This window comes from Methylobacterium sp. AC690, from assembly GCF_979256535.1.
Genome location: NZ_CEEDOX010000007.1, coordinates 12039 through 35802 on the forward strand (window position 1 = coordinate 12039; position 23764 = coordinate 35802).

Here is a 23764-nt window from a genome sequence, read left to right on the forward strand (position 1 = left end):
CGAAGAACGTTGTCGCTATCGCTCGGACGGAAGACATCCTATGTGTTGCGACCGACGAGGATAGCCGCTTTTGCCTTCGACCGATGCCTGCTCAGTCGCGCCAACCGGATGGACCGAGTCCGATCGGCTCGCGGAGCTCGCCAGCCTGGACCTCGCCGCCACCGGCCGGGAAGCCGTCTACGATGATCTGACCCGCATCGCGGCCTTGCTCTGCAACGCGCCGATCGCCCTGGTCAGCTTCGTCGAAGCGGACCGGCAATGGTTCAAGGGACGCGTCGGGTTCGAGCTGCCCGAGACACCACGGCGGATGTCGATCTGCGCGCATGCCATCGAGGCCGAAACGCTTCTCGTCATCCCGGATCTCACCCGCGATCCGCGCACCCGCGACAACCCGCTCGTGACGGAGGAGCGCCAGCTGCGCTTCTACGCGGGTGCGGTGATCCGCTCGCGCTCGGGCTATCCCCTCGGCACCCTCTGCGTCCTCGACCGTGTGGCGCGCCCCGAGGGCATCACGCCGATGCAGGCCGAGATGCTGGAAGCGCTGGCCCGCCAGGCCGCGACGCTGATCGAGCTGACGCGGACTCGCAGCGAGGTCGACGCCCGTGAAGCGGACCTGCAGGCGAGCGAGCGCCGCTTCCAGGTGATGACCGGCGCGATGCCGCAGATGGTCTGGACCACACAGCCCGACGGCTATCACGATTTCTACAACGACCGCTGGTACGAATTCACCGGCGTCCCGCCGGGCTCGACGGACGGCGAAGCCTGGAACGGCATGTTCCATCCGGACGACCAGGAGCGGGCCTGGTCGCGCTGGCGCCATAGCTTGGCCACCGGCGAACCCTATGAGGTCGAGTACCGCCTGCGCCACCATTCCGGGGCCTATCGCTGGACCCTGGGCCGGGCGATGCCGCTCCACGATGCCGAGGGCCGGATCGAGCGCTGGTTCGGCACCTGCACCGATATCGAGGACCTGAAGCGGGCGGAGGCCGAGTCGCGCAAGCTCGCCGCCATCGTCGAGCAGTCGCAGGACTTCATCGGCATGGCCGACCGGGAGGGGTTCGTCCAGCACATCAACGAGGCTGGACGCCGCCTCGTCGGGCTCCCCGACGTCTCGGCCGTGACCGGCACCCAGATCCTCGATTATTTCATGCCCGAGAGCCAGGCGCTCGTCACCGGAACGGTCCTGCCTGCCGTCGAGCGGCACGGCTGGTGGGAGGGCGAGCTCGCCTTCCGACACTTCGGCACGGGGGAGGGGATCGCGGTCCTCTACAACATCTTTCCGGTGCGGGACGACGCGGGCCGTTTCGTCGGCTACGCCACCGTCACGCGCGACCTGCGCGAGCGCAAGCGGGCCGAGGAGGCCCAGGACCTCCTGATCAAGGAGCTGTCGCACCGGATCAAGAACATTTTCGCCGTGGTCGGCGGCATCGCCGGCCTGTCGGCCCGGACCGATCCGTCCGCACGTCCCTTCGTCTCGGCCTTCCGTGAGCGCCTCGGTGCCCTGGCGCAGGCGCATGAATACGTCCGTCCGCATTCCCCCGCCAGCGCCCCCGCGGTGAAGGGCCAGACGCTGTTCGGCCTGATGCGCCTGATCATGGCGGCCTACGTGCAGGACGGGCGCGCGCGGATCGTCATCGACGGGGACGACGTGGCCGTGGGCGAGCGCGCCGCCACGGCCCTCGCGCTGATCATGCACGAGCAGGCAACCAACGCGATGAAGTATGGCGGCCTCTCGACCGAAGCCGGCAGCGTCCGCCTGACCGGACGACGCGACGGCCCGTCCTACATTCTGACGTGGGCGGAGAGCGGCGGTCCCACGGTGACCGGTCCGCCGACCCGGCAGGGCTTCGGCACGGTCCTGGCGCAGCGCAGCGTGGTCGGGCAGCTGGACGGCACGCTGGAGCAGGACTGGGCCCCGAGCGGTCTCGTGATGCGCCTCGTCGTCCCGGTGGATCACCTCCGATCGTGAGCCTCCAGCGATATCGCCTCGTCGTCTTCGACTTCGACGGGACCCTAGCCGACAGCTTTCCCTGGTTCGCCGGTGTCATCAACGGCGTCGCCGACCGCTACGGCTTCGCCCGCATCGCCGAGCACGAGACCGAGACGCTGCGGGGCATGGACGCGCGGGGCATCGTCCGGCATCTCGGCATTCCAGCCTGGAAGCTGCCGCTGATCACGCGACACATGCACCGGCTCGCGGCTCGGGATATCGGCGGGATTCGACTGTTCCCCGGCGTACCGGATCTCCTCGCCGACCTCGACGGGGCGGGCTTGCGCCTCGGCATCGCAAGCTCGAATCGCGAGGCGACGATCCGGCGGGCGCTTGGACCCGCGGCCCGGTATTTCACCCACTACGCCTGCGGTGCGTCGCTGTTCGGCAAGGCCCGGCGCCTGCGGGCCCTGATCCGTGACGCCGGCATTGCCCCGTCCCAGGCGCTCTATATCGGCGACGAGATCCGCGACCATCAGGCCGCGACCGAGGCGGGCTGTGCCTTCGGGGCCGTGATCTGGGGTTATACCCGCGCTGACGCGCTCGCGGCGCGGACACCGGAGCACCTGTTCGCCGACCCCGCGGCGATCGGCGAGTCCATCGTGTCGGCCCTGCCACAGGGGATTGGAAACTGCCCAGCGCCCCGGCCGGTCGGATTGCCACTTGCTCGCTCGGCGCGCCAAGTTAACGTACGTTAGGTCAGGCGTCCGGATCGACGCGGCGCTCGGAAAGCTTGTGCATGGACAAGACGCAGCGATCGCAACCGAACGGCCCGGCTGTCCCGGTGCAGAGGGAGCCGGTGGTCCGCCGCTTCAGGGCCCGCGGGGCGCGGTCGCATTTCCTGGTGGCCTGCCTCGCCGGCGGCCTGCAGGCGGCTTATGCCCCCCAGCCCGAGTCCGAAGTCTCGGATTTGTTCGCGGGCCTGATCGCGCAACTCGATTTCAGCGAACCGGGACCGCGCTGACGCGGTCAGGGTCGATCACGGCGTCCGCGACGGCTGCGGGCCACCGCTTTCCGTAGGACCCGTGAAAGCTGCTCCACCGAGTAGGGCTTGTGCAACAGCTCGAACCCGTGGGCACCTTCCTCGGCCAGGACATGACTGTACCCGCTGGCCAGGACCACCGGCAGGTCGGGCCGGCGCCGAACGATCTCCTTGGCGAGCTCGATCCCGTTCATGCCCGGCATGACGATGTCGGAGAACACCACCTCGAAGCGGAAGGGAATCTTCTCGAGCTGACGCAGGGCATCGGCGGCGGAGGTCGCCCAGACCGTGTGGTAGCCGAGTTCGGCCAGGGTTTGGGTGGCGAAGCGGCCCACCTCCGGGTTGTCCTCCACCACGAGGACGCAGGTGCCGTGCCCCTCCGTCAGCGGCTCGGCCTCCTCGGGCGGCCCGGCGGTTACGGATACGGCGGACACGCGCGGCAGGTAGAGGGTGAAGGTCGAGCCGCGTCCCGGCGCACTCTCGACGACGACCTCACCCCCCGATTGCTTGGCGAAACCGAAGACCTGGCTCAGGCCGAGGCCGGTCCCCTGACCGACGCCCTTGGTGGTGTAGAACGGTTCGAAGATCCGGTGCAGGTCCCCCGCCGCGATGCCGGAGCCGGTATCGGTCAGCGACACGGCCACGAAGGCCCCCCCGCGGATGTCGAGGGGCGGGATGCCCGAGACCGTACCGACGCGGATCGTCAGCCGACCCTCGCCTTCCATGGCGTCGCGCGCATTCACCGCCATGTTCACCAGCGCGGTGTCGAACTGGCTCGGATCGGCATGCACGTAGCAGGGCATCTCCGGCACCTCGACGACGATCGCGATGCGGGCACCTGTCAGGGTGCCGACCATCTCGCTGATCGCGGCGACGCCCGAGCCCACGTTGAAGGTCTCGGGTTTGAGGGCCTGGCGCCGGGCGAAGGCGAGGAGCTGGCCCGTGAGCTTGGCGGCCCGTGCCACGGTGTCGGAGATCGCATCGACGTAGCGGCGGCGGCGATCCTCGGCGAGACCCGGCCGCTTCAGCAGGTCGGTCGAGGATTTGATGACCGTCAGGAGGTTGTTGAAATCGTGGGCGACGCCGCCCGTGAGCTGACCCACCGCCTCCATCTTCTGGGCCTGACGCAGGGCCTCCTGGGCCTGCGCCAGGGCTGCCTCCCGCGCCTTATCCTCGGTGATGTCGCGGCCGCTGCAATAGGAGCGCCCGCCCTCCGGCACCGCCGTCCAGGACAGCCAACGGTAGCCGCCGTCGCGGGTGCGATACCGGTTCTCGAAACGGAAGACGGGCGTACCGCCCGCCAGGGCCCCGACGGCCTCGGCGGTGCGCTCCACGTCGTCCGGATGGATCAGGTCGAGCACGGACCGGCCGGCGATCTCGGATTCGGACCACCCGAGCACGACCTCCCAGGCAGGGTTCAGGCGCTCGAAGTAGCCGTCCGGGTGCAGCACGCCGAGGAGGTCGGGGCTGACCAGCCAGGTCAGACCGCGCTCGTTGGACCGCAGGATGACTTGACGCTCCAGATCCGCGTTGAGGAAGCGCAGTTCCGCCTCGTTCCGGCGCAGCGCGATCTCGGCGAGCGCCCGGTCGGTGACGTCGACGCCCTCGACGAAGATGCCGGTGACGGCGCCGTCATCGTCGAAGATCGGCTGGTAGACGAAATCGAGATAGAGCTCGACGTCCGCCCCGTCCGCCGGGCTCTGGAGGGTGAGCTTCGAGGCCGTCGCCGTGAAGGCTTCGCCGGTGCGGTAGACGGTGTCGAGAAGCTCGAGATATCCCTGGCCTACGGCGTCCGGCAGAGCCTCGGCGACGGTCCGGCCCAGGACCGGTCGGTCGCCGACGAGGCGCCGGTAGGCCGGGTTGGCCAGTTCGAAGCGGTGTTCGGGCCCGCGCAGAACGGCCATGAAGCTCGGGGCCTGGGCGAAGAGCTGCTCGAGGCGCTCGCGCTCGGCGCTCGCCCGGCGCTCGGCCTGCACCCGGCCCGTCGTTTCGGCGCACGCGCAGAACATGCCGACGACCTGCCCGGCCTCGTCGCGCACCGGCGTGTAGCCGAACGAGAAGTAAGTCTCCTCCGGATAGCCGTTGCGATGCATGATGAAGGCGATGCCGTCCATATGCGTCGCCTCGCCCGCATAGGCGCGGGCGAGGATCGGCTCCACCTGATCCCAGATGTCGTGCCAGAGGTCGCGGAACGAGCCGCCGAGGGCGGCTGGATGGCGGGCGCCGCACATGGCGGCGTAGCCGTCGTTGTAGAGGGTGATGTAGTCCGGCCCCCACACGATCAGCATCGGCTGCTGCGACCCGAGCATCACGCCGACGAGCGTCTTCAGGGCCTGCGGCCAGCCGATCGGCGCGCCGAGCGAAGTCGCGGACCAGTCGTGGTGGCGCAGAAGCGCGCCGGTCTCGCCACCCTCGACGAGAAAGGCTTCGCGAAACGGCATGCTCGGGTCCTTTGCCCGCCTGGGGTCGAGCCCGGGCGAGCCATCCACGATGCGCGCCCCTGGCCGACCGGTCGCCCGGCCCCTCCAGCCCCTAGGGTCCCGAGGGGTGAGCCGCGAAGCTTACAGGCCGCGATTGGCCCCGGGCACCACGCTGGTGCCGGAGCCGCTGCCGAACGGCTCGTACTTGGTCAGGCCGCGGAAGAGCTGGCTGAGGAAGGCCCGGTCGGCGCCGCTGGTCGGCGTGGACCGCTCGATGAAATCGAACACCTTGCCATCCTGCAGGCCGTAGAGTGCCACGCGCTCAACCTTGAAGGCGCCGTTGAAATAGACGGCGGTGACCTTCTGGTCCTCGACCCGTTCGCCGAGGAACAGGACGGTGCGGCGCGTGTTCTGGCTGATGTAGTACCACGACTTGTTGCCGACGGTGGAGACGGTGGACGGCGTGCCGAGGATCTGCAGAACCTGCTCGGCGCTCATCCCCGGCTTCACGGTGGCGAGGGCCGCCTGGTCGATCTGGTAGCCATGGCGGATGTCCTCGCCGATGCAGCCGGACACACCGGCTCCGATTGCGCCGAGGACGGCGAGGCGAGCGAGCGACGAGACGAGACGGCGCGACATCGGCCACCCTTACTGACAGTGAGAAACTGAAGGCGACTTCCGTGAAAGCGTCCTGCGGCCCCGATCCCGACCCGGCACCGAGGCAGAAGAATCCCGATGGAGGTTGCACCTTGACCGTTCGCTGCCGTAACGCGGGGTTATGGTTTTGACAAGGCAAGCCCGGCCACACCCCCCGGCCGTCCGCGCCGGCTTCACGCCCGCCGATCCGAGGAGGTGCCCATGATGACGGGTCTCCTCGACAGGCTGCGCGCCTGGGGTGGGTCGAGCCCGCGCGAGCGGGTGATCGAGACGCTGCATGGTCGCATCAACCAGGCGGCCCGGGATCCGGATCTCTATCTTCACCTCGGCGTGCCCGACACGCTGGAGGGGCGGTTCGAGTGCCTGATCCTGCACGTCATCCTGGTGCTGCGGCGCTTGAACCGCCTGCCCGAACCGGCCGCCGACGTGGCTCAGGACCTCGTGAATTCGGTGTTCTTGCAACTCGACTCGTCCCTGCGTGAATCCGGCATCGGCGATTTCGGCGTCCCGAAGCGCATGAAGAAGCTCGGTTCCGCCTTCTACGGGCGGGCCGAGGGCTACGATGCCGCGCTCGACGCCGGGGACACGGCGGCGCTGACGGCCGCGCTCGCACGCAATGTCCTCGGGGTCGACGCGCCGGAGGCGGCGGCCGGCCTCGCCCGCTACGTCCTCGCCAGCGACGCCGCCCTTTCCCAAGCCGACCTCGACGGGCTGATCGGCCCCGGCCCCGCTTTCCCGCCGCCGCAATCCTTCGCCGCTCCCCAGGCCGAACCGGACGGCGCCACGACACGGATCGTCCCATGACCCGCCAAGATACGACCCGCCACGAAGGGTCCGGACCGCTCTCGCGGATCGTCAGCGTCGACCGCCTGCGCCGCAGCGATGGGCGGCTCGTCGTCACGGCGAGCCCGGAGGAATGCGCGGCCCTGGCCGCCGACTTCAAGATTCCGGCCATCCGGGACCTCCTCGGCACGTTCGAGACGAGCGGTCCGCCCTCGGCCTTCCGGGTACGCGGAACGGTGACGGCGCAGGTGACGCAGGTCTGCACAGTGTCCCTGGAGGCCTTCGAAGGGCCGGTCTCCGAGCCGGTGGACCTGCTGTTCACCGACACCGACCGGCTCGCCGGGACCGACGCGGAGGATGCCGACGTCCCCGACCCAATCGTGGGAGGCAAGATCGATTTCGGCACCGTCACGGCCGAGTTCCTCGCGCTCGGGCTCGACCCCTATCCGCGCAAGCCCGGGGTGGCCTTCGAGCCCCATATCGAGGATCTGGAGGAGCCGCCGCTGGCGGCCCTGCGCGGGCTCAAGCCGGCCAACGACTGAGACCCGCGACCGCCAGATCGGAGCGGCTTTCGGCAAACCGCTCAGATTTCGTTTGCCCGGCGGGCTTCAATCGCTATTTTCCGCCCCGCCGAGCAGGGGGGCTGGTCGTTCGCCGCCATCCCCGCTCACCGTGATGCCTCCCGCCGGGGGGCCGTTCTTTTCCGCGATCAGAGGCCACCGGCCACCCACCATGTCCCAGAGAGTGTGCATCTCGCTCGACGCCATGGGCGGCGACCACGGACCCACGACGGTGGTGCCCGGCGCCGCCATCGCCCGCGAGCGCCATCCCGAGATGACGTTCCTGATGTTCGGGGATGAGGCAATCCTCACGCCACTGGTGGCCGCCGAGCCGCGCCTGAAGGGCGCCGTCGAGATCCGTCACACCACGATGGCGATCTCCATGGACGAGAAGCCGAGTCAGGCCGTTCGCTCGGGGCGCGGCAAATCCTCGATGTGGCGCGCGATCCAGGCTGTGAAGGACGGCGAGGCCGATGCCGCCGTCTCGGCTGGCAACACCGGCGCCCTGATGGCGATGTCGAAGATCTGCCTGAAGACCCTTGCGGGCATCGAGCGCCCGGCCATCGCCTGCCTCTGGCCGACGGTGCGCGGCGAGAGCGTGGTCCTCGACGTCGGCGCCACCATCGGAACCGACGCCGAGCACCTCGTCGAGATGGCGGTGATGGGCTCGGCCATGGCCCGGATCGTGTTCGACCTTGACCGGCCGACCGTCGGCCTTCTCAACGTCGGCACCGAAGAGATGAAGGGCAACGAGGCCGTCAAGGAAGCGGCCCGCTACCTGCGCGAGACCGACTTGCCGAACCTCGCCTATCACGGCTTCGTCGAGGGTAACGATCTTGGCAAGGGCACGGTCGACGTCGTCGTCACCGAGGGCTTCACCGGCAATATCGCCCTGAAGACCGCCGAGGGAACGGCAAAGCAGATCGGCAGCTACCTGCGGGCCGCCATGAGCCGGACCCTCTCGGCCAAGATCGGCTACTTCTTCGCCCGCCAAGCCTTCAAGGCCCTGCGGGACAAGATGAACCCGAGCCGGGCCAATGGCGGCGTGTTCCTCGGTCTCGAGGGCATCGTCATCAAGAGTCACGGCTCCGAGGACGCGCACGGCTTCGCGGCGGCGGTCGACCTCGCCCATGACATGGCACGGCACGACCTCATGCGCACCATCCGCGACATGCTCGACCTGACGCCGGCCCCGGCCGCGCCATGAGCCGGGCCGTGAACAGAAGGACGGCCCCATGACGGTCATGAGCGGGCAGGCCATCGCCGAGAAGGTGGCCCCCGGACGCATCCTGCGCTCCGTCGTGGTCGGCTGCGGATCCGCCCTGCCGGCCCGATGCGTCACCAACGACGAGCTCAGCCGCACCGTCGACACCTCCGACGACTGGATCGTGCAGCGCACCGGGATCCGCCAGCGCTACCTGGCGGACGCCACCGAAACCACCTCGGTCCTGGGGGCGCGCGCCGCCCGGGCGGCGCTCGACGAGGCCGGCCTCGCCGCCGACGACATCGACCTCATCATCTGCGCCACCTCGACGCCCGACCACACCTTCCCGTCCACCGCCACCGAGATCCAGGCGGCGCTCGGCCTGCGGGGAGGCTTCGCCTTCGACGTCCAGGCCGTCTGCGCCGGCTTCGTCTACGCCGTGACCACCGCGGACAAGTTCCTGAGCACCGGGAGCGCCAAGCGCGCCCTGGTCATCGGGGCCGAGACCTTCTCGCGAATCCTCGACTGGGAGGATCGCACGACCTGCGTGCTGTTCGGCGACGGCGCCGGCGCCGTCGTGCTGGAGGCCCAGGACGGGGAGGGCACCAGCGCCGATCGCGGCGTGCTCACGGCGAGCCTGCGCTCGGACGGACGGCACCGCGAAAAACTCTACGTCGATGGTGGCCCGGGCTCCACCGGCACCACCGGACACCTGCGGATGACCGGCAAGGAGGTCTTCCGCTTCGCCGTCGGCTCTGTGACCGACGTCATCGACGACGCCTTCCGGGCGTCCGGGACCACGGCCGAGGATCTGGACTGGTTCGTCCCGCATCAGGCCAACCGACGGATCATCGAGGCGTCGGCCGACAAGCTGGGCATCGCCCGCGAGAAGGTGGTCCTCACCGTCGACCGGCACGGCAACACCTCGGCGGCCTCGATCCCGCTGGCCCTCGACGTCGCCCGCAAGGACGGCCGGATCAAGCCCGGGGACCTCGTGATGATCGAAGCGATCGGCGGCGGATTCACCTGGGGCGCGGCCCTCATTCGCTGGTAGGCTGGACCCGTTTCCGAAACGGAGCCTCACGCGCTGTTGACCCCGGGGTGAACGCCGATTAGCGTGCGCAATCATAGAGATACTAAGAAAACTCGAATCGCCTTGGGGAATATCGCATGACAGGAAAGACGGTCACACGCGCCGATTTGAGCGAGGCCGTCTACCAGCAGGTCGGGCTCTCGCGGACCGAGTCCTCCGCCCTGGTTGAAACGGTTCTGTCCGAGATCTGCACCTGCCTCGCCAGCGGAGAGACGGTGAAGCTGTCCTCGTTCGGATCGTTCGTCGTGCGCAGCAAGGGGCGCCGGGTCGGGCGTAACCCGAAGACCGGGGTCGAGGTGGCGATCGAGCCACGTCAAGTGATGGTGTTCAAGCCCTCGAACGTGCTGAAGGCCCGGATCAACGGCCTGAACGGCGCGGCCGAGCACGACGACGAGTAGGTCCTCCATGTCCCTCGCCGCGCGGATCGAAGAACCGAAAGCCGACCCTCGCGACGGGGAGGAGCCCGTGCGCGAGGCACCCGAGAAGAGCGCGGGCGCCTTCCGCACCATCAAGGAAGCCGCTGACGAACTCGACGTGCCGCAGCACGTCCTGCGCTTCTGGGAAACGCGCTTCACGCAGATTCGCCCGGTGAAGCGGGCTGGCGGCCGGCGCTACTACCGGCCCGACGACCTCGACCTCCTGAAAGGCATCAAGCGCCTGCTGCATGGGCAGGGCTACACCATCAAGGGCGCCCAGCGGGTGCTGCGGGAGCGCGGCCTGCGCTTCGTCCAGTCGGTGGGCCGCGGTGAGGCCGTGGCGGCCGCGCCCTCGCTTCAGGATGCCGAGCACGAGGCTCTGCCGGCCGACCTCGCCTCCGGCGACGGCCTCACCGCTGAGCAGCGGACGGTTCTGGTGGACGCCCTCGCAGACCTCAGGGCCTGCCGCACCGCCCTGGCAGGCCTGCGCCTGCCGCCCGAACCCATCGGCGACGCCTGAGGGCAGGGCGCTGACCAAGAGGCGGGCCGCTGCCCACTCGACGGCCGCGCCAGCGATCCCCACATCCGCAGCACCCGGACCGAATCCACCGCGTCCCGCGCGGATCGCCCGGCGTGATCGGAGTTCGTCCCGCATGCTGCTCGCCCGTTCCCTCACCTTCCTGGTCGCCGGCACCCTCCTGGCCGGGCCGGCCCTGGCGCAGACCACGGTCACCCGCAGCGAGACCGCCGCCAGCGGCAAGAGCGTGCGCCTCGCCATCGTGCCGAACCTGAAGAAGGACTGCTCCACCGGCCCGATGCCTGAGATCCGGGTCAGCGGTGCGCCGAAGAACGGCTCGCTCATCACCAAGGTCGGCAAGATCAAGACCCCGGCGAAGTACCGCTGCCCGAGCAAGGAGGCCGCCGTGCAGGCGGTGTTCTACCAGAGCAAGGACGGCTTCACCGGCAGCGACGAGGTGACGGTGGACGTCAAGGATTCCGACGGGAACGTGCAGACTCAGAACATCAAGATCACCGTGAATGCCGCCAAATCCGACGCGGCCAAGCCGGACGCGGCGAAGAAGGAGTCCACCGACTTGTGAGCCTTCCCGGGGCCGCAGCGGAAGACCGTCCGCGGCCCCGGCACCGAACCCGGAGTGACAGGCCCGCCCATCGCACTGTGGCACGCATCACACGCCCAAATTTCGTGGTGACCGCGCTGCGACAAAACTGGGCCTGTCAGTTGCATCCAAGGCGAGACAGGATGAAGCTGTCGCTGTCGTGAGGGGATCGGAAAGCCTATGCCGTCGACGAACGACCTGTTCCAGAGCTTCGCCCGTGGCTACGAGGCGCGTCGCGATACGGAGATGAGCCTCTCCGAGTATCTCGAAGCGTGCCGCGACGAGCCGTTGATGTACGCCTCCGCCGCCGAGCGCATCCTCGAGGCGATCGGAAAGCCGGAATTCGTGGATACGGCGAAGGATCCGCGTCTCGGGCGCGTGTTCATGAACCGGACGATCCGGGTCTACCCCGCCTTCGCCGAATTCTACGGAATGGAAGAGACGATCGAGCGCATCGTCTCGTTCTTCCGCCACGCGGCGCAGGGGTTGGAAGAGCGCAAGCAGATCCTCTACCTGCTCGGGCCGGTCGGGGGCGGCAAGTCCTCCCTGGCCGAGCGTCTCAAGGCGCTGATGGAGACCCATCCCATCTACGTGCTGAAGGCCGGCAACGAGGTCTCCCCGGTCTTCGAGAGTCCCCTCGGCCTCTTCGACCCCGAGACGATGGGGGCCGAGATCCAGGAGCGCTACGGCATCCCGAGGCGCCGGCTCACCGGTCTCATGAGCCCCTGGGCCCTGAAGCGCCTCGACGAGTTCAACGGCGACATCTCGAAGTTCAAGGTCATCAAGGTCAGGCCCTCGCGCCTGCGCCAGATCGCGATCGCCAAGACCGAGCCCGGCGATGAGAACAACCAGGACATTTCCAGCCTCGTCGGCAAGGTCGATATCCGGCGCTTGGAGACGCTCTCGCAGGCCGATCCCGACGCCTACTCCTACTCCGGTGGCCTCAACCGGGCGAACCAGGGCGTCCTCGAATTCGTCGAGATGTTCAAGGCGCCGATCAAGATGCTGCACCCTCTGCTCACCGCGACGCAGGAGGGCAACTATGTCGGCACCGAGAACATCGGTGCGATCCCTTTCACCGGCGTGATCCTGGCCCACTCGAACGAGTCCGAGTGGCAGACCTTCAAGACCAACAAGAACAACGAAGCCTTCATCGACCGCATCTACGTCATCAAGGTGCCCTACTGCCTGCGAGTGACCGAGGAGCAGCGCATCTACGAGAAGCTGGTCTCGGGCTCCGAACTCTCCGCCGCCGCCTGCGCGCCGGGGACCCTGGAGATGCTGGCCCGCTTCTCGGTGCTCTCGCGTCTGCGCGAGCACGCCAATTCGAACGCCTTCTCGAAGATGCGGGTCTACGACGGCGAGTCCCTGCGCGAGGTCGATCCCCGCGCCCGCTCCATGCAGGAATACAAGGACGCCGCCGGTGTCGACGAGGGCATGGACGGCATCTCGACCCGCTTCGCCTTCAAGGTGATGGCGGCGACCTTCAACCACGACACGACCGAAGTCTCGGCCGATCCGGTCCACCTCATGTACGTACTGGAGCAGGCCCTGCGGCGCGAGCAGCTGCCGCCCGAAACCGAGAAGCGCTACCTGGAGTTCATCAAGACGGAGTTGGCGCCGCGCTACGCGGAGTTCATCGGTCACGAGATCCAGAAGGCCTACCTCGAATCCTACCACGATTACGGTCAGAACCTGTTCGACCGTTACATCGACTACGCCGATGCGTGGATCGAGGACCAGGACTTCAAGGATTCCGAGACCGGGCAGCTTCTCAACCGCGAGCTCCTGAACCAGGAGCTGACCAAGATCGAGAAGCCGGCGGGCATCGCCAATCCGAAGGACTTCCGCAACGAGGTGGTGAAATTCGCCCTGCGCTCGCGGGCGCAGCATGGCGGGCGCAATCCGTCCTGGACGAGCTACGAGAAGCTGCGCGAGGTCATCGAGCGACGCATGTTCAGCCAGGTGGAGGAGTTGTTGCCGGTGATCTCCTTCGGCTCGAAGAAGGACGGCGAGACGGAGAAGAAGCACGGCGAGTTCGTCGACCGGATGGTGGCCCGCGGCTACACCGAGCGGCAGGTCCGCCGCCTGGTCGAGTGGTACATGCGGGTGAAGCAGGCGGGCTAAGGCATCGACCGAGCCTTGTCCGCACGGTGACGGGGCGGCCGCCATGGGTGGTCGCCCCGCTCCGCCGATCCCACATTGGTCTTGAGGGCGAAGGCACACACATCGGATGCACATCGTCGACCGCCGTCTGAATCCCGGGGGCAAGAGCCTCGCCAACCGCCAACGCTTCCTGCGCCGCGTGAAGGATGTGGCCCAGCGGGCCGTGCGGGAATCCGCGCGGGAAAAGGACATCAAGGACCTGGGCAAGGACGGCCGCGTCTCGGTGCCGGCCGATGGGGTTCGCGAGCCGCGCTTCGCCCGCCAGCCGGGCACCGGCCTGCACGACCACATCCTGCCCGGCAACAAGACCTACGTGGAGGGCGATCGGATCGAGCGCCCGCCGTCGGGCGGCGGGGGCAAGGGCTCGGGGGAGGGCGGCGACGGCTCGGAGAACAGCGAGGACGCCTTCCGCTTCGTGCTCACCCGCGAGGAGTTCCTCGAACTGTTCCTCGAGGACCTCGAACTGCCCGATCTCGCAAAGCGCCGGCTCTCGGTGGTGGAGACCGAGGGGCTTCGCCGGGCCGGCTACACGATCTCGGGCTCGCCGGCGAACCTCGCCCTGACCCGCACCCTGCGCAACTCCATGTCGCGGCGCATCGCCCTCAAGCGCCCGAAGCCCGACGAGATCGCCGCCCTCGAAGCGCGCATCGCCGCAACGCCGTCGAGCGACCCCGACCTGCCGGACCTGCTGCTGGCACTCTCGAGCTTGCGCGAGCGCACCAAGCGCATCCCCTACGTCGATCCTCTCGACCTGCGCTATCGCCGGTTCGAGACCTACCCACGCCCGGTGGCCCAGGCGGTGATGTTCTGCCTCATGGATGTCTCGGGCTCGATGACCGAGCACATGAAGGATCTCGCCAAGCGCTTCTACATCCTGCTGCACATCTTCCTGACGCGGCGCTACCGACACGTGGAAATCGTCTTCATCCGTCACACCGACAAGGCGACGGAGGTGGACGAGGAGACGTTCTTCGGCTCGCGCGAGACCGGCGGCACCCTGGTCTCCTCAGCTCTCGTCGAGATGAAGCGCGTGATCGCCGAGCGCTACGACCCCAACGACTGGAACATCTACGCCGCGCAGGCCTCCGACGGCGACAACGTCTCCAGCGATGGGCCGACCTCTACGGAGCTGCTGCGCGCCCACATCCTGCCGGCCTGCCAGCACTTCGCCTATCTGGAGGTCGGCGACGAGAACGGCCCCCGGGCCGGCTTCGTCGAGCACCGCACCACCCTATGGCGGACCTACGAGGGCTTGGCCAAGACCGGCGCGCCCATCGCCATGCGCAAGGTCAACCATCGCCGCGACATCTATCCGGTCTTCCGCGAGTTGTTCGGGCGCAAGGACGCCCGGGCGGAAGCCGAGGCCTGAAGCCGGCGCGTCGGGTCACCGGCCGCGCGGGACACGGACCCTTCGAAGTTGGACCTTTCGAGGAAGGCGTAAACCGTATGGTCGGCAGCATCATCCGCCCCACGCCCCAGTCGATCTCCGGCGGCCAGGAGCCGCTCTTCACCGGGAACGATTGGGACTTCGACACGATCCGGCGCATCCACGACGCCTGCGAGGTCGAGGCGCGGGCGCTCGGCCTGTCGTGGTACCCCAATCAGATCGAGATCATCACCGCCGAGCAGATGCTCGACGCCTACGCGTCGATCGGCATGCCGCTGTTCTACAAGCACTGGTCCTTCGGCAAGCACTTCGCCCAGCACGAGGCCGGCTACCGGCGCGGCATGATGGGGCTCGCCTACGAGATCGTCATCAACTCGGACCCGTGCATCTCCTACATCATGGAGGAGAACACGGCGACGATGCAGACGCTGGTCATCGCCCACGCGGCCTTCGGCCATAACCACTTCTTCAAGAACAACTACCTCTTCAAGCAGTGGACCGATGCCGAGGGCATCCTCGACTACCTCGATTTCGCCAAGGGCTTCATCTCACGCTGCGAGGAGCGCCACGGCCACGCCGCCGTCGAGGCGGTGCTCGATGCCGCCCACGCCCTGATGAGCCAGGGCGTGCACCGCTATCCGCGCAAGAAGCGGCCCGATCTGGCCTCCGAGCAGCGCCGTGAGCGCGAGCGGGCCGAGCACGGCGAGCAGATCTACAACGACCTCTGGCGCACGCTGCCGCAGAAAGTGGCCGGCGCCCGCCCCGATCTCGCCGCGGAGCGTCGCAAGGCGCTCCTCGAACTGCCGCAGGAAAACATCCTGTATTTCCTGGAGAAGGCGGCCCCCCGCCTGCGGCCCTGGCAGCGCGAGATCCTGCGCATCGTCCGCCTCGTGGCGCAGTACTTCTACCCGCAGCGCCAGACCAAGGTGATGAACGAGGGCTGCGCCACCTACTGCCACTACCGGATCATGAACGCCCTGTCCGAGAAGGGCCTAATCGGCGAGGCGGCCTATCTCGAGTTCCTGCAATCGCACACCAACGTCGTGCGCCAGCCCAACTACAACGAGCGCGGCTATAACGGCCACAACCCCTACGCCATCGGCTTTGCCATGATGCAGGACATCGCCCGCATCGTGGAGCAACCCACGGAGGAGGACCGCGCGTGGTTTCCCGAGATCGCCGGCACCGGCGACGCCATGGCGACCCTGCGCGACGTCTGGGCGAACTATCGCGATGAGAGCTTCATCGCGCAGTTCCTGTCGCCCAAGCTCATGCGCGACATGCGCCTGTTCCACGTCGTCGACGACCCCGACGAGTCGGAGCTCTACGTCGAGGCGATCCACGACGAGCGCGGCTATCGCAAGATGCGGCGCTCCTTCGCGCGGCAATACGATGTGGCTTGGCTCGACCCGGACATCGAGGTGGTGGACGTCGATCTCGAAGGGGATCGGCGCCTCATCGTGCATCACCGTGCGCTCAATCGCATCACCCTGCAGAAGGACGATGCCAAGCGGGTGCTTCAGCACCTCGCCGATCTCTGGGGCTACGATGCGGTTCTCAGGGAGATCGACCCCGCCAACAACGCGGTCCTGGCCGAGCACCACGCCAGCGCGCGGCCAATCTTCTTCTGAGGGGGCGGGCGCGGCATATCGGTCCGCGCGGCAGCGCAACGCCCGTGAGGATTGGCGGCCGTCCCGGACCGCGCTAGCCTGCGACGATGATGAACGACGACCTGCGCGAATCGCGCGCCGCCCTGATCCTGCTCGCCGCAGCGGTCGGCTCCGTCCTGATCTTCGGAGCCATCACGATCCTGATCCAGCTCTGAGGCGCCGGAGGCCGCGTCTCAGTGGGTCCAGGGCGCGGTGCGGTTGAACTTGAAATTGTCCGAGTAGGACAGGCCTTTGCGCAGAATCGGCTTCTGCGGCTCCTCGACCCGGTAGGACAGCCCGGCGCGCGTCGCGTAGGCCACGGCCTCCTCGCGGGTCTCAAACTCGAGGTGGACCTGCTGCAACATGTCGGACGAGCCGGTCCAGCCCATCAGCGGATCCGTCTCGCGCGGTGCCGTCTGGTCGAATTCCAACACCCACGCCTTGGCACGCGCCGTACCGGACTGCGTCGGATCCTTCGCGGGCTGGTAGATGCGGGCGCTCGACATCGGGTCGTCCAACTCCAGGGAGCCTCGGCGGAAATGATGGTCGGGGCGATAGGATTCGAACCTACGACCCTCTGGTCCCAAACCAGATGCGCTACCAGACTGCGCTACACCCCGACACGCTTGCGCGTAGAGGGGACGTACGGTTTCGGCGGCGAAATGGCAACCGGCGCGAGACGAGGATCGGGACAGGAAATGCCGCCGGACGCCACCATGGCGGTCGCAGGGACGGGAATCGTCCCCCGCCGCGTTTGTCGATCATGCGCCGTTGCCCTCTGCGGCTCCCAGCCGACCGGATTCCCGGCGCCAAACACGCACCGCCTCGCCACATACCGCCGCGCGGTTCGCCGGCTCCCGCGTCGCTGGACAGCGCCGATCGCGCCCCGCCAGATCGCGCTTCCAAACCGAATCAACGGAGCCGGGCATGAGCGATCCAAGATACCGCGCCCTGGAGGCGCGCATCGACGCTCTGGAAAGCGAGGTCAAACGTGCGCGGAACGACATCCACTGGGCGATCGCCTTGATGTTCGTCGTACCGGTCGGATTGCTGATCATCCTGCGCGTCTGGTCCTGACAGGAATCGTTCGCAGAACGGCCGACCAAGACGTCGCGGACACGTCTCGAATGCGAAGCTGATCGTTAACGCGGCACTCATGATGACGGCAACCAAGGCAATCACCGCGGTCGAACCATGCTATTGAAGCTCGAACGAGGGTCGATCGATGTTCTTGATTTTATTGGCCGCCCTGGGCGGAGGCATGATCTCGACGGCGCTGCTGCTGCCGTATGGCATCCTGACCGCGGTCATGGGTGCGCCCCTCACCGCGAGCCTCTGCGCCGCCGCGGCGGGCGCCGTGATCATGCTGCGGCGGGGCAACGATTGGGGTGCGGACGCGGCCTTCGACGACGCCACGGACGATCAGACGGACGCCATGGTCAAGATGCTGCGCGACATCGCCGCCAAGGGGCGTGAGATCGATGCCGATGCGAAGCGCCCGGCGCGCGATTCCAAGGCGGCCTGAAGCAGGCGCGCCGCGCGCGCAACCCTCGCTCTGGGGAAGGCTCCGAGAAAATCTGCGATAACCTTCCGGCGGAACGGTCGCGCTGACCCCATGTTCCCACCGCCGAAGCACGCGTGTTTCCGGGAGGGCCAGGATGGCGGCCACGACGTTTGGGAGCCAGGACCGACGCGGCCTCGACTTCTGCTCGCGGGGATCGTGAAACGAGCGGTTTCAGAGCCTGAATCGCGCCACGATCCGAATCGGGCAGCGCAGGCTTGCGTGCTCATGCGTCAGGAAGAGTCGGCGTACGCCCCACGTAGCCAAGCGCAGTTTCAAGTCCGGGTGCCCGCTGCGCTGGGGGCGACGATCTAGACCCGCACGTCGACGATGCGGCGTTGACGACCGATCACGTCGCCCTCTGCATCCCGTGCCCGATCCACCTCGACGGAGACGGTCCGCGGCTCGGTCTCATGGCGTCGCGCCGCGTCGTTTCGGGCGCCATGCACGATCTCGGTGGCGCGGATGATTCCGACCTGCGTCAGGGGAACGGTGATCGTCATGGGCGTCGATCCTCCGAAAACGTACGAGGCGATCCGCGGCTCAGGCGAGGATGTCGAGGACCCGGCGCTCGGAATCGAGCGTGGATTTCAGGATGGCGGTGTTCATCCCGATATTGGTCTTTTCCTGCATGAGCTGGACGGCGGTGGTCGAGAGATCGACCTGGGTCGCGCTCGGCAGGCTGGTGCCGATGGTCGCGATCCCCTCAGCCGCCGTGGCGTAGCGCTGCGTCGCCGCCAGAAGTCCACCGCTGCTTGCCGATATTGCGCTGACCATCCCGTCGCTCCCTCGCTCCCGACGAGGCAACCACGGTCCCCTGAATTCCCCGTTGTGAAACTGCGGCGCATTTGAACGACCGCCCGCGGCCGTCATCCGCCCAGCTTGACCCCCGTTCCTCCGAGTCCCACCTCGGGCCCGACGCGACCGGACCGAGCCCCGGCGCGCAGCACGGAGACCGCGATGATCGATCTGCACTATTGGCCGACCCCGAACGGCCACAAGGTCACGATGTTCCTCGAAGAGGCGGGGCTCGACTACACCTTGAAGCCGGTGAACATCGGCAAGGGTGACCAGTTCAAGCCGGACTTCCTGGCGATCGCCCCGAACAACCGCATGCCGGCGATCGTCGATCACGCGCCGGCCGGCGGAGGTGCCCCGGTCTCGCTGTTCGAGTCCGGCGCGATCCTGCTCTACCTCGCCGAGAAGACCGGGCGCTTCATCGCCCGGGACGTGGCCGGCCGCGCCGAGGTGCTGCAATGGCTGTTCTGGCAGATGGGTGGCCTCGGGCCCATGCTCGGCCAGAACCACCACTTCACCCAGTACGCGCCCGAGAAGGTGCCCTACGCCATCGACCGCTACGTCAAGGAGACCAACCGACTCTACGGCGTCCTCGACCGGCGTCTCGCCGACCGGCCCTTCGTCGCCGGTGCCGACTACACGATCGCCGACATGGCCAGCTATCCCTGGATCGTGCCCTACGAGAAGCAGGGTCAGCGCCTGGAAGAGTTCCCGAATCTCCAGCGCTGGTTCCATGCCATCGCCGAGCGCCCGGCGACGAAGGCCGCGTATGCCCGCGCACCGGAGATCAACCCGGATTTCGGGAAGACCCTGAGCGAAGAGGCCAAGAAAGTCATGTTCGGTCAGACCGCCGCGACGCGCGCCTGACCCGGCCCGGGCGGCGCCACGGCGAGCCCGGATCCGCTTTTCCGGCGGGGTCGGTCGGATCGGCTGGATCGGTTGAATCAGTCCTGCCGTGCCTTCAGCGGCGCAGGGTGTCGAGGGGCACCGGGGCGGCATGCGGGCGGGCCGCCAGCATGCCGTCGATCAGCGCCAGCACCTCGGCCCGGCCGCAATTGGCGGCCGGCTCGAAGGGTGTCCAGGTCTGGGTGAAGTCGAGCTGGGCGAAGACGTCGCGGTATCGCCGCAGCTCGTTCGTGGTCAGCGGCACGCCGCGCACGAAGGCCTTGTGGGCCGAGATGGTCAGCGCGCGCCGGAAATCCTGCGGGTCGAGCTCGAACTTCAGGGCGTCACCGCAGAACAGGATCTTCCGTTCCCGATCGAACAGGACCGCGTGGCCGTCGAAGTGGCCGGCCGTGCGGTGGAGTTCGAGGCCGGGGAGGGGCTCGAGGAAATCGTCGTAGGGCCAGGACACCTGCAGCGCCGCGCTCCAGATGAAGTCGGCGGCCGGCAGGCAGAGCTCCGGGTCGAAGCGGTCCTGAAGCTGCACGAGAGCGCCGTAGGCATGGGGGTGCGAAGAGGACAGCACCTGCATGCCTCCGAGGCTCGCGATGTGCTGGAGGGCCGCCTCGCTGAAGACCGGGCAGGCCTCGAAGCCCATATTCCCGGCCGGTGTCTGGACCAGGTAGGCACTGGGCCCGATGCCCGAGACGGGATCGTTCCAGAACCGCCACACGCCGGGCTCCAACTCCTCCCAGTGGCAGGGAAACCGCTCCTGCGCCTCCCGCTCGGTCCAGAACTGCCATCCCTTCTGCGGCACCACGTGGCGGGCGTCGAGGCACATCGGGCAGGCCGGCGGCCGCCCGAAATGGCGCTGCCAGAACCCACAATTATCACAGGTGTAGGCGGGCAGGTCGAGGGCGCCGGCGAAGGGCAGGTATCCGGGAGACACGAAACGTTGCTCTCGTTGGCGGCATCGGCCGCGGGTAGCCTCGGGCTGAGGCGTGCGCATATAGGCGCGAAGCGGATACCGGCCATACGGCACCGCAGCTGAACGCCACCGGAGGATCATGCCCGTCCCGAGCCTCGCCTTCGACCTGACCCGCCTCATCACCCGCCTGCGGCATCCGAGCCCGAGCGGCATCGACCGGGTCGACCTCGCCTATGCCCGGCATGTCCTGGCCCAGGCAGGAGACCGCTTCGGCCTGGTCTCCACGGCGTTCGGCCCACGCGTACTGGCGCGGGCGGAGGCGCTCGGCATCGTCGAGGCCGTGGCGGCCGGCTGGGTCGAGGACCGCGACGCGACGCAGGACCCGGTCTACCGTCGGCTGGCGGCGGCCCTGGGATCGACCGGCGACGGTGGTCCGCCGGCCGCCGCGCCCGGGCGCGGCGGCGCCGGGGACCGGCGGCGGATTCAGGCCCGGACGGCGGCCACGACTCTGCGCGCCCGCGGCCCCGAGATCCTGCCCCAGGGGACCGTCTACCTGCACACCTCGCACCTGCGCCTCGACAAGCCGGGCCGATTCGACTGGCTCTACGACCGCCGCGACATCCGGCCCGTCTTCTTCGTTCACGACCTCATCCCGATCGACTATCCGGAATACGGCCGGCCCGGCGAGGCGGAGCGGCACCGGGTCCGGATGGAGACCATCGCCCGCCATGCCGCGCACGTGCTGGTCAATTCCCGCGACGTCGGCGAGCGCTTCGCCCGTTACTGCGTCGCGCTGGGGCGGCCGACGCCACCCGTCACGGTGGCGCTCCTCGGGGTCGAGCCGGTGTTCCGGCGGGCGGGGGAGGGGCCGTCCTTCACGCCCGCGCGCCCGACCTTCGTCGCTTGCGGCACCATCGAGCCGCGCAAGAACCACCTGGCGCTGCTGCATCTCTGGCGCGACCTCGCCGAGCGGCACGGGCCCGACACCCCCCGACTCGTCCTGGTCGGCCGGCGCGGCTGGGAAGCGGAGAACATCATCGACATGCTCGAGCGCTGTCCCGCCATCCGCGCGCACGTCACCGAAGTCAGCGGCCTATCGAGTCACGGCCTCGCGGCGCTGCTGCGCTCGGCCACCGCCCTGCTGATGCCCTCTTTCGCGGAGGGATACGGCCTGCCGGTGGTCGAGGCCGCGGCCTCGGGCCTGCCGGTCGTGGCCTCGGACCTCGCGGTCCACAGGGAGATCGGCGCGGAATTCGCCGCGTTCCTCGATCCCCTCGACGGCCCAGGCTGGCGCCGGGCGGTGGAGGATCTCTCGGCGCCGGGCTCCGCCCTGCGCGAGGCCCTCGCGCGCCGGACAACGGACACAGACCTGCCGAGCTGGACCGCGCATTTCGAGACCGTCGAGGACGCCCTGGCGCGCACCATTTGCCGTCCTGACGACTGACGCCTAAGAACATCCGTCATTGTCCGACCGTGCACGGGACGGTCCGAGAGAGGATAGACGGATGAAGGTTGTCGACCTGGACCGGGATGCGATCAAGGCCGGCCTCGCCGACCAGTCCATGCTGGTGATCGATGTGCGCGAGCCGCACGAATTCGAGCAAGGGCACATCCCCGGCGCGGTCACCCATCCGCTCTCGACCTTCGACCCCGGGGCGCTCGCGACGCTGCTCGCAGAGGACGGCCGGAAACCGGTCTTCTCGTGCATGTCGGGGGTGCGCTCGGTCCACGCGCTGGCGGCCGCCCAGAACGCCGGATTGCCGATCGAGGCGCATTACCGGGGTGGATTCAAGGATTGGGCCGGCTCCGGCGAACCCGTCGAGGTATAAGGCATGCGCAGAGCATGTGTGGCAGCGCACGACATTGGTCGCGGCGGACCTCTAGCTGGCGCATCGTAGGGAACAACCATATGCGCATGCGCTCGATCTTCAGTCTTCTTCCGGTCGTCGGACTGGTCGCTTCGGCGCTCGTCGCGCCGGTCCTCGTCTCCTCCGCCCAGGCCCAGGCCCCGGGCGGACCGCCGCCGAAGGTCACAACCGCCAAGCCGGTGGTCCGCGAGATCGTCGAGACCGACACCTATACGGGCCGCTTCGACCCCGTCGATATCGTCGACGTCCGGGCCCGCGTCACCGGCTACCTGGAGAAGGTCAACTTCACGGACGGTGCCACGGTGAAGAAGGGCGACCTGCTCTTCGTCATCGACCGTCGGCCCTACAAGGCAGCCCTCGACCAGGCGCAGGCGGCCCTGGTCTCGGCGAAGGCCCGGCTCAACTTCTCGCAGACCGACCTCGACCGCGCGCAGACGCTGAGCAAGTCCGGCAACATCTCAGAGCAGGTCACCGACCAGCGTCGTCAGGCCTCGCAGACCGCTCAGGCCGATGTCGACAGCGCCGACGCGCAGCTGCGCCAGGCGCAGCTGAACTACGACTTCACCGAGGTGAAGGCCCCGATCTCGGGTCGCATCAGCCGGCGCCTGGTCACCGAGGGCAACATCGTCATCACCGACCAGACCCTGCTCACCACGATCGTCTCCCTGGATCCGATCTATTTCGGCTTCACCGTCGATGAGCGCTCGTTCCTGAAGTACCAGGGCAGCCTCGGCATCGGCATGGGCGAGACCCAGAAGGGCAAGGGCGTCCCGATCCTGATCGCGCTCACCGGCGAGGCCAAGCCGACCCGCAAGGGTACCCTCGACTTCGTGGACAACCGCGTCGACAACGCCACCGGCACGGTGCTGCTGCGCGCCACCGTCGAGAACCCCGACGGGTTCATCAAGCCCGGCCTGTTCGGCGTCGTCTCGCTGCCCGCGACCAAGCCTTACCAGGGCATTCTGCTGCCCGACGAGGCGGTCTCGGCCAACCAGGACAAGCGCATCGTCTACATCGTCGCCGACGACGGCACGGTGTCCCTGCGCGAGGTCAAGCTCGGCCCGAAGGTCGATGGCTACCGGGTCATCCGCGAGGGCCTGAAGGGCGACGAGAGCGTCGTGGTCAACGGCGTCACCCGTGTCCGTCCGGGCGCCAAGGTGGCGGCCGAAGCCTCCACCCTGCCGCCGAGCAAGACCTGACGCCCAGCGAGACCCGATAGGCGGGCCCCGAGGCGGGCGCCGCTCCCGAGACGATCATCCCCGACCGGCCACGGCCGGGGAGCGGACACCAGACCGCGGACGA

General features: G+C 68.3%; 25 protein-coding genes and 1 tRNA gene. 19 read left to right on the forward strand and 7 right to left on the reverse strand.

The genetic code is table 11. From position 1 onward, the window contains the following. Positions 1–70: 70 nt before the first annotated feature. From AC0IY1_RS09670 to AC0IY1_RS09680, 3 genes are read left to right on the forward strand one after another with little or no spacing between them, the layout of a single operon-like run. Positions 71–1969, forward strand: a complete 1899-nt coding sequence (locus AC0IY1_RS09670) for a PAS domain S-box protein (protein ID WP_055950474.1) — start codon at positions 71–73, stop codon at positions 1967–1969. Beyond that, positions 1966–2688, forward strand: a complete 723-nt coding sequence (locus AC0IY1_RS09675) for an HAD-IA family hydrolase (RefSeq protein WP_471769181.1) — start codon at positions 1966–1968, stop codon at positions 2686–2688. The genes AC0IY1_RS09670 and AC0IY1_RS09675 overlap by 4 nt, the downstream gene beginning before the upstream one ends. A gap of 41 nt (positions 2689–2729) precedes the next feature. Further along, positions 2730–2954 carry a hypothetical protein gene (locus AC0IY1_RS09680; protein WP_471769183.1) on the forward strand — a complete coding sequence of 75 codons (225 nt, stop codon included), beginning with the start codon at positions 2730–2732 and terminating at the stop codon, positions 2952–2954. A gap of 5 nt (positions 2955–2959) precedes the next feature. Here the strand turns inward: AC0IY1_RS09680 and AC0IY1_RS09685 are convergent, their stop codons facing one another. Then, positions 2960–5413 carry a PAS domain-containing protein gene (locus AC0IY1_RS09685; RefSeq protein ID WP_471769184.1) on the reverse strand — a complete coding sequence of 818 codons (2454 nt, stop codon included), beginning with the start codon at positions 5411–5413 and terminating at the stop codon, positions 2960–2962. A 120-nt stretch (positions 5414–5533) separates the two neighbouring features. Further along, on the reverse strand, positions 5534–6031 hold the full coding sequence (locus AC0IY1_RS09690) for an outer membrane protein assembly factor BamE (protein WP_055950483.1): 498 nt from the start codon (positions 6029–6031) through the stop codon (positions 5534–5536). A 219-nt stretch (positions 6032–6250) separates the two neighbouring features. On the opposite strand from AC0IY1_RS09690, the gene AC0IY1_RS09695 reads away from it, so the two are divergent. The 10 genes from AC0IY1_RS09695 to AC0IY1_RS09740 all read left to right on the forward strand — a co-directional run bounded on the left by AC0IY1_RS09695 (position 6251) and on the right by AC0IY1_RS09740 (position 16407). Next, positions 6251–6853 (forward strand): ubiquinol-cytochrome C chaperone family protein, encoded by a 603-nt coding sequence (locus AC0IY1_RS09695; RefSeq protein ID WP_471769186.1) that lies wholly within the window; start codon positions 6251–6253, stop codon positions 6851–6853. Continuing rightward, complete coding sequence (locus AC0IY1_RS09700; protein WP_471769187.1) at positions 6850–7374, forward strand: YceD family protein; 525 nt, start codon at positions 6850–6852, stop codon at positions 7372–7374. Before AC0IY1_RS09695 ends, AC0IY1_RS09700 begins: the two co-directional genes overlap by 4 nt. A 190-nt stretch (positions 7375–7564) precedes the next feature. After that, a complete protein-coding gene (gene plsX / locus AC0IY1_RS09705) occupies positions 7565–8599 on the forward strand; it encodes a phosphate acyltransferase PlsX (protein ID WP_055950491.1) in 1035 nt (344 codons plus the stop codon). A gap of 37 nt (positions 8600–8636) precedes the next feature. Continuing rightward, positions 8637–9650, forward strand: coding sequence for a beta-ketoacyl-ACP synthase III (locus tag AC0IY1_RS09710; protein ID WP_471769429.1), 1014 nt, complete (start codon positions 8637–8639; stop codon positions 9648–9650). A 116-nt stretch (positions 9651–9766) separates the two neighbouring features. Further along, positions 9767–10087, forward strand: a complete 321-nt coding sequence (locus AC0IY1_RS09715) for an integration host factor subunit alpha (protein WP_055950496.1) — start codon at positions 9767–9769, stop codon at positions 10085–10087. A 7-nt stretch (positions 10088–10094) separates the two neighbouring features. Next, positions 10095–10625, forward strand: coding sequence for a MerR family transcriptional regulator (locus AC0IY1_RS09720; RefSeq protein WP_471769189.1), 531 nt, complete (start codon positions 10095–10097; stop codon positions 10623–10625). Positions 10626–10758: 133 nt separating this feature from the next. Next, complete coding sequence (locus AC0IY1_RS09725) at positions 10759–11205, forward strand: hypothetical protein (protein WP_055950499.1); 447 nt, start codon at positions 10759–10761, stop codon at positions 11203–11205. 198 nt (positions 11206–11403) lie between these two features. Beyond that, positions 11404–13350 (forward strand): PrkA family serine protein kinase, encoded by a 1947-nt coding sequence (locus AC0IY1_RS09730; protein WP_055950502.1) that lies wholly within the window; start codon positions 11404–11406, stop codon positions 13348–13350. Between the two features lie 106 nt (positions 13351–13456). Continuing rightward, positions 13457–14758 carry a YeaH/YhbH family protein gene (locus tag AC0IY1_RS09735; protein ID WP_471769191.1) on the forward strand — a complete coding sequence of 434 codons (1302 nt, stop codon included), beginning with the start codon at positions 13457–13459 and terminating at the stop codon, positions 14756–14758. Positions 14759–14835: 77 nt separating this feature from the next. Continuing rightward, entirely contained in the window at positions 14836–16407 is a 1572-nt protein-coding gene (locus AC0IY1_RS09740; protein WP_471769193.1) for a SpoVR family protein, read from the forward strand. A gap of 212 nt (positions 16408–16619) precedes the next feature. Here the strand turns inward: AC0IY1_RS09740 and AC0IY1_RS09745 are convergent, their stop codons facing one another. Continuing rightward, on the reverse strand, positions 16620–16931 hold the full coding sequence (locus AC0IY1_RS09745; protein WP_055950667.1) for an ETC complex I subunit: 312 nt from the start codon (positions 16929–16931) through the stop codon (positions 16620–16622). Positions 16932–16968: 37 nt separating this feature from the next. Beyond that, positions 16969–17045: transfer RNA gene (locus AC0IY1_RS09750), tRNA-Pro, on the reverse strand. A gap of 307 nt (positions 17046–17352) precedes the next feature. On the opposite strand from AC0IY1_RS09750, the gene AC0IY1_RS09755 reads away from it, so the two are divergent. Further along, positions 17353–17502, forward strand: coding sequence for a hypothetical protein (locus tag AC0IY1_RS09755; protein ID WP_471769194.1), 150 nt, complete (start codon positions 17353–17355; stop codon positions 17500–17502). 148 nt (positions 17503–17650) lie between these two features. Beyond that, positions 17651–17950, forward strand: a complete 300-nt coding sequence (locus tag AC0IY1_RS09760) for a hypothetical protein (RefSeq protein ID WP_471769196.1) — start codon at positions 17651–17653, stop codon at positions 17948–17950. Positions 17951–18297: 347 nt separating this feature from the next. Here the strand turns inward: AC0IY1_RS09760 and AC0IY1_RS09765 are convergent, their stop codons facing one another. Both AC0IY1_RS09765 and AC0IY1_RS09770 read right to left on the reverse strand, forming a co-directional pair. Then, a complete protein-coding gene (locus tag AC0IY1_RS09765; protein ID WP_055950513.1) occupies positions 18298–18489 on the reverse strand; it encodes a hypothetical protein in 192 nt (63 codons plus the stop codon). 40 nt (positions 18490–18529) lie between these two features. After that, on the reverse strand, positions 18530–18763 hold the full coding sequence (locus tag AC0IY1_RS09770; protein ID WP_055950516.1) for a hypothetical protein: 234 nt from the start codon (positions 18761–18763) through the stop codon (positions 18530–18532). 183 nt (positions 18764–18946) lie between these two features. Here AC0IY1_RS09770 and AC0IY1_RS09775 point away from each other — a divergent pair, with 183 nt between their 5' ends. Beyond that, the gene (locus tag AC0IY1_RS09775; protein ID WP_471769198.1) at positions 18947–19651 is read left to right on the forward strand and encodes a glutathione binding-like protein; all 705 of its coding nucleotides are present in this window, start codon (positions 18947–18949) and stop codon (positions 19649–19651) included. 94 nt (positions 19652–19745) lie between these two features. Here AC0IY1_RS09775 and AC0IY1_RS09780 read toward each other — a convergent pair whose 3' ends face one another. Continuing rightward, complete coding sequence (locus AC0IY1_RS09780; protein WP_471769200.1) at positions 19746–20615, reverse strand: MBL fold metallo-hydrolase; 870 nt, start codon at positions 20613–20615, stop codon at positions 19746–19748. Between the two features lie 118 nt (positions 20616–20733). Between AC0IY1_RS09780 and AC0IY1_RS09785 the strand changes: the two genes are divergently transcribed. The 3 genes from AC0IY1_RS09785 (at position 20734) to AC0IY1_RS09795 (ending at position 23661) form a co-directional block, all read left to right on the forward strand. Further along, on the forward strand, positions 20734–22038 hold the full coding sequence (locus AC0IY1_RS09785) for a glycosyltransferase family 4 protein (protein ID WP_471769202.1): 1305 nt from the start codon (positions 20734–20736) through the stop codon (positions 22036–22038). A 61-nt stretch (positions 22039–22099) separates the two neighbouring features. Then, entirely contained in the window at positions 22100–22423 is a 324-nt protein-coding gene (locus AC0IY1_RS09790) for a rhodanese-like domain-containing protein (RefSeq protein WP_471769204.1), read from the forward strand. Positions 22424–22509: 86 nt separating this feature from the next. Next, on the forward strand, positions 22510–23661 hold the full coding sequence (locus tag AC0IY1_RS09795; protein WP_156375603.1) for an efflux RND transporter periplasmic adaptor subunit: 1152 nt from the start codon (positions 22510–22512) through the stop codon (positions 23659–23661). Positions 23662–23764 lie beyond the last annotated feature (103 nt).

What these genes read in the sequence shown, in the direction of transcription:
- plsX (WP_055950491.1), top strand. Translation starts at nt 7,565, where the DNA reads ATGTCCCAGAGAGTGTGCATCTCGCTCGACGCCATGGGCGGCGACCAC.
- AC0IY1_RS09765 (WP_055950513.1), bottom strand. Translation starts at nt 18,489, where the DNA reads ATGACGATCACCGTTCCCCTGACGCAGGTCGGAATCATCCGCGCCACC.
- AC0IY1_RS09760 (WP_471769196.1), top strand. Translation starts at nt 17,651, where the DNA reads ATGTTCTTGATTTTATTGGCCGCCCTGGGCGGAGGCATGATCTCGACG.
- AC0IY1_RS09700 (WP_471769187.1), top strand. Translation starts at nt 6,850, where the DNA reads ATGACCCGCCAAGATACGACCCGCCACGAAGGGTCCGGACCGCTCTCG.
- AC0IY1_RS09720 (WP_471769189.1), top strand. Translation starts at nt 10,095, where the DNA reads ATGTCCCTCGCCGCGCGGATCGAAGAACCGAAAGCCGACCCTCGCGAC.
- AC0IY1_RS09715 (WP_055950496.1), top strand. Translation starts at nt 9,767, where the DNA reads ATGACAGGAAAGACGGTCACACGCGCCGATTTGAGCGAGGCCGTCTAC.
- AC0IY1_RS09735 (WP_471769191.1), top strand. Translation starts at nt 13,457, where the DNA reads ATGCACATCGTCGACCGCCGTCTGAATCCCGGGGGCAAGAGCCTCGCC.
- AC0IY1_RS09770 (WP_055950516.1), bottom strand. Translation starts at nt 18,763, where the DNA reads ATGGTCAGCGCAATATCGGCAAGCAGCGGTGGACTTCTGGCGGCGACG.
- AC0IY1_RS09795 (WP_156375603.1), top strand. Translation starts at nt 22,510, where the DNA reads ATGCGCTCGATCTTCAGTCTTCTTCCGGTCGTCGGACTGGTCGCTTCG.
- AC0IY1_RS09725 (WP_055950499.1), top strand. Translation starts at nt 10,759, where the DNA reads ATGCTGCTCGCCCGTTCCCTCACCTTCCTGGTCGCCGGCACCCTCCTG.
- AC0IY1_RS09695 (WP_471769186.1), top strand. Translation starts at nt 6,251, where the DNA reads ATGATGACGGGTCTCCTCGACAGGCTGCGCGCCTGGGGTGGGTCGAGC.
- AC0IY1_RS09690 (WP_055950483.1), bottom strand. Translation starts at nt 6,031, where the DNA reads ATGTCGCGCCGTCTCGTCTCGTCGCTCGCTCGCCTCGCCGTCCTCGGC.
- AC0IY1_RS09730 (WP_055950502.1), top strand. Translation starts at nt 11,404, where the DNA reads ATGCCGTCGACGAACGACCTGTTCCAGAGCTTCGCCCGTGGCTACGAG.
- AC0IY1_RS09775 (WP_471769198.1), top strand. Translation starts at nt 18,947, where the DNA reads ATGATCGATCTGCACTATTGGCCGACCCCGAACGGCCACAAGGTCACG.
- AC0IY1_RS09685 (WP_471769184.1), bottom strand. Translation starts at nt 5,413, where the DNA reads ATGCCGTTTCGCGAAGCCTTTCTCGTCGAGGGTGGCGAGACCGGCGCG.
- AC0IY1_RS09790 (WP_471769204.1), top strand. Translation starts at nt 22,100, where the DNA reads ATGAAGGTTGTCGACCTGGACCGGGATGCGATCAAGGCCGGCCTCGCC.
- AC0IY1_RS09785 (WP_471769202.1), top strand. Translation starts at nt 20,734, where the DNA reads ATGCCCGTCCCGAGCCTCGCCTTCGACCTGACCCGCCTCATCACCCGC.
- AC0IY1_RS09740 (WP_471769193.1), top strand. Translation starts at nt 14,836, where the DNA reads ATGGTCGGCAGCATCATCCGCCCCACGCCCCAGTCGATCTCCGGCGGC.
- AC0IY1_RS09745 (WP_055950667.1), bottom strand. Translation starts at nt 16,931, where the DNA reads ATGTCGAGCGCCCGCATCTACCAGCCCGCGAAGGATCCGACGCAGTCC.
- AC0IY1_RS09710 (WP_471769429.1), top strand. Translation starts at nt 8,637, where the DNA reads ATGAGCGGGCAGGCCATCGCCGAGAAGGTGGCCCCCGGACGCATCCTG.
- AC0IY1_RS09755 (WP_471769194.1), top strand. Translation starts at nt 17,353, where the DNA reads ATGAGCGATCCAAGATACCGCGCCCTGGAGGCGCGCATCGACGCTCTG.
- AC0IY1_RS09680 (WP_471769183.1), top strand. Translation starts at nt 2,730, where the DNA reads ATGGACAAGACGCAGCGATCGCAACCGAACGGCCCGGCTGTCCCGGTG.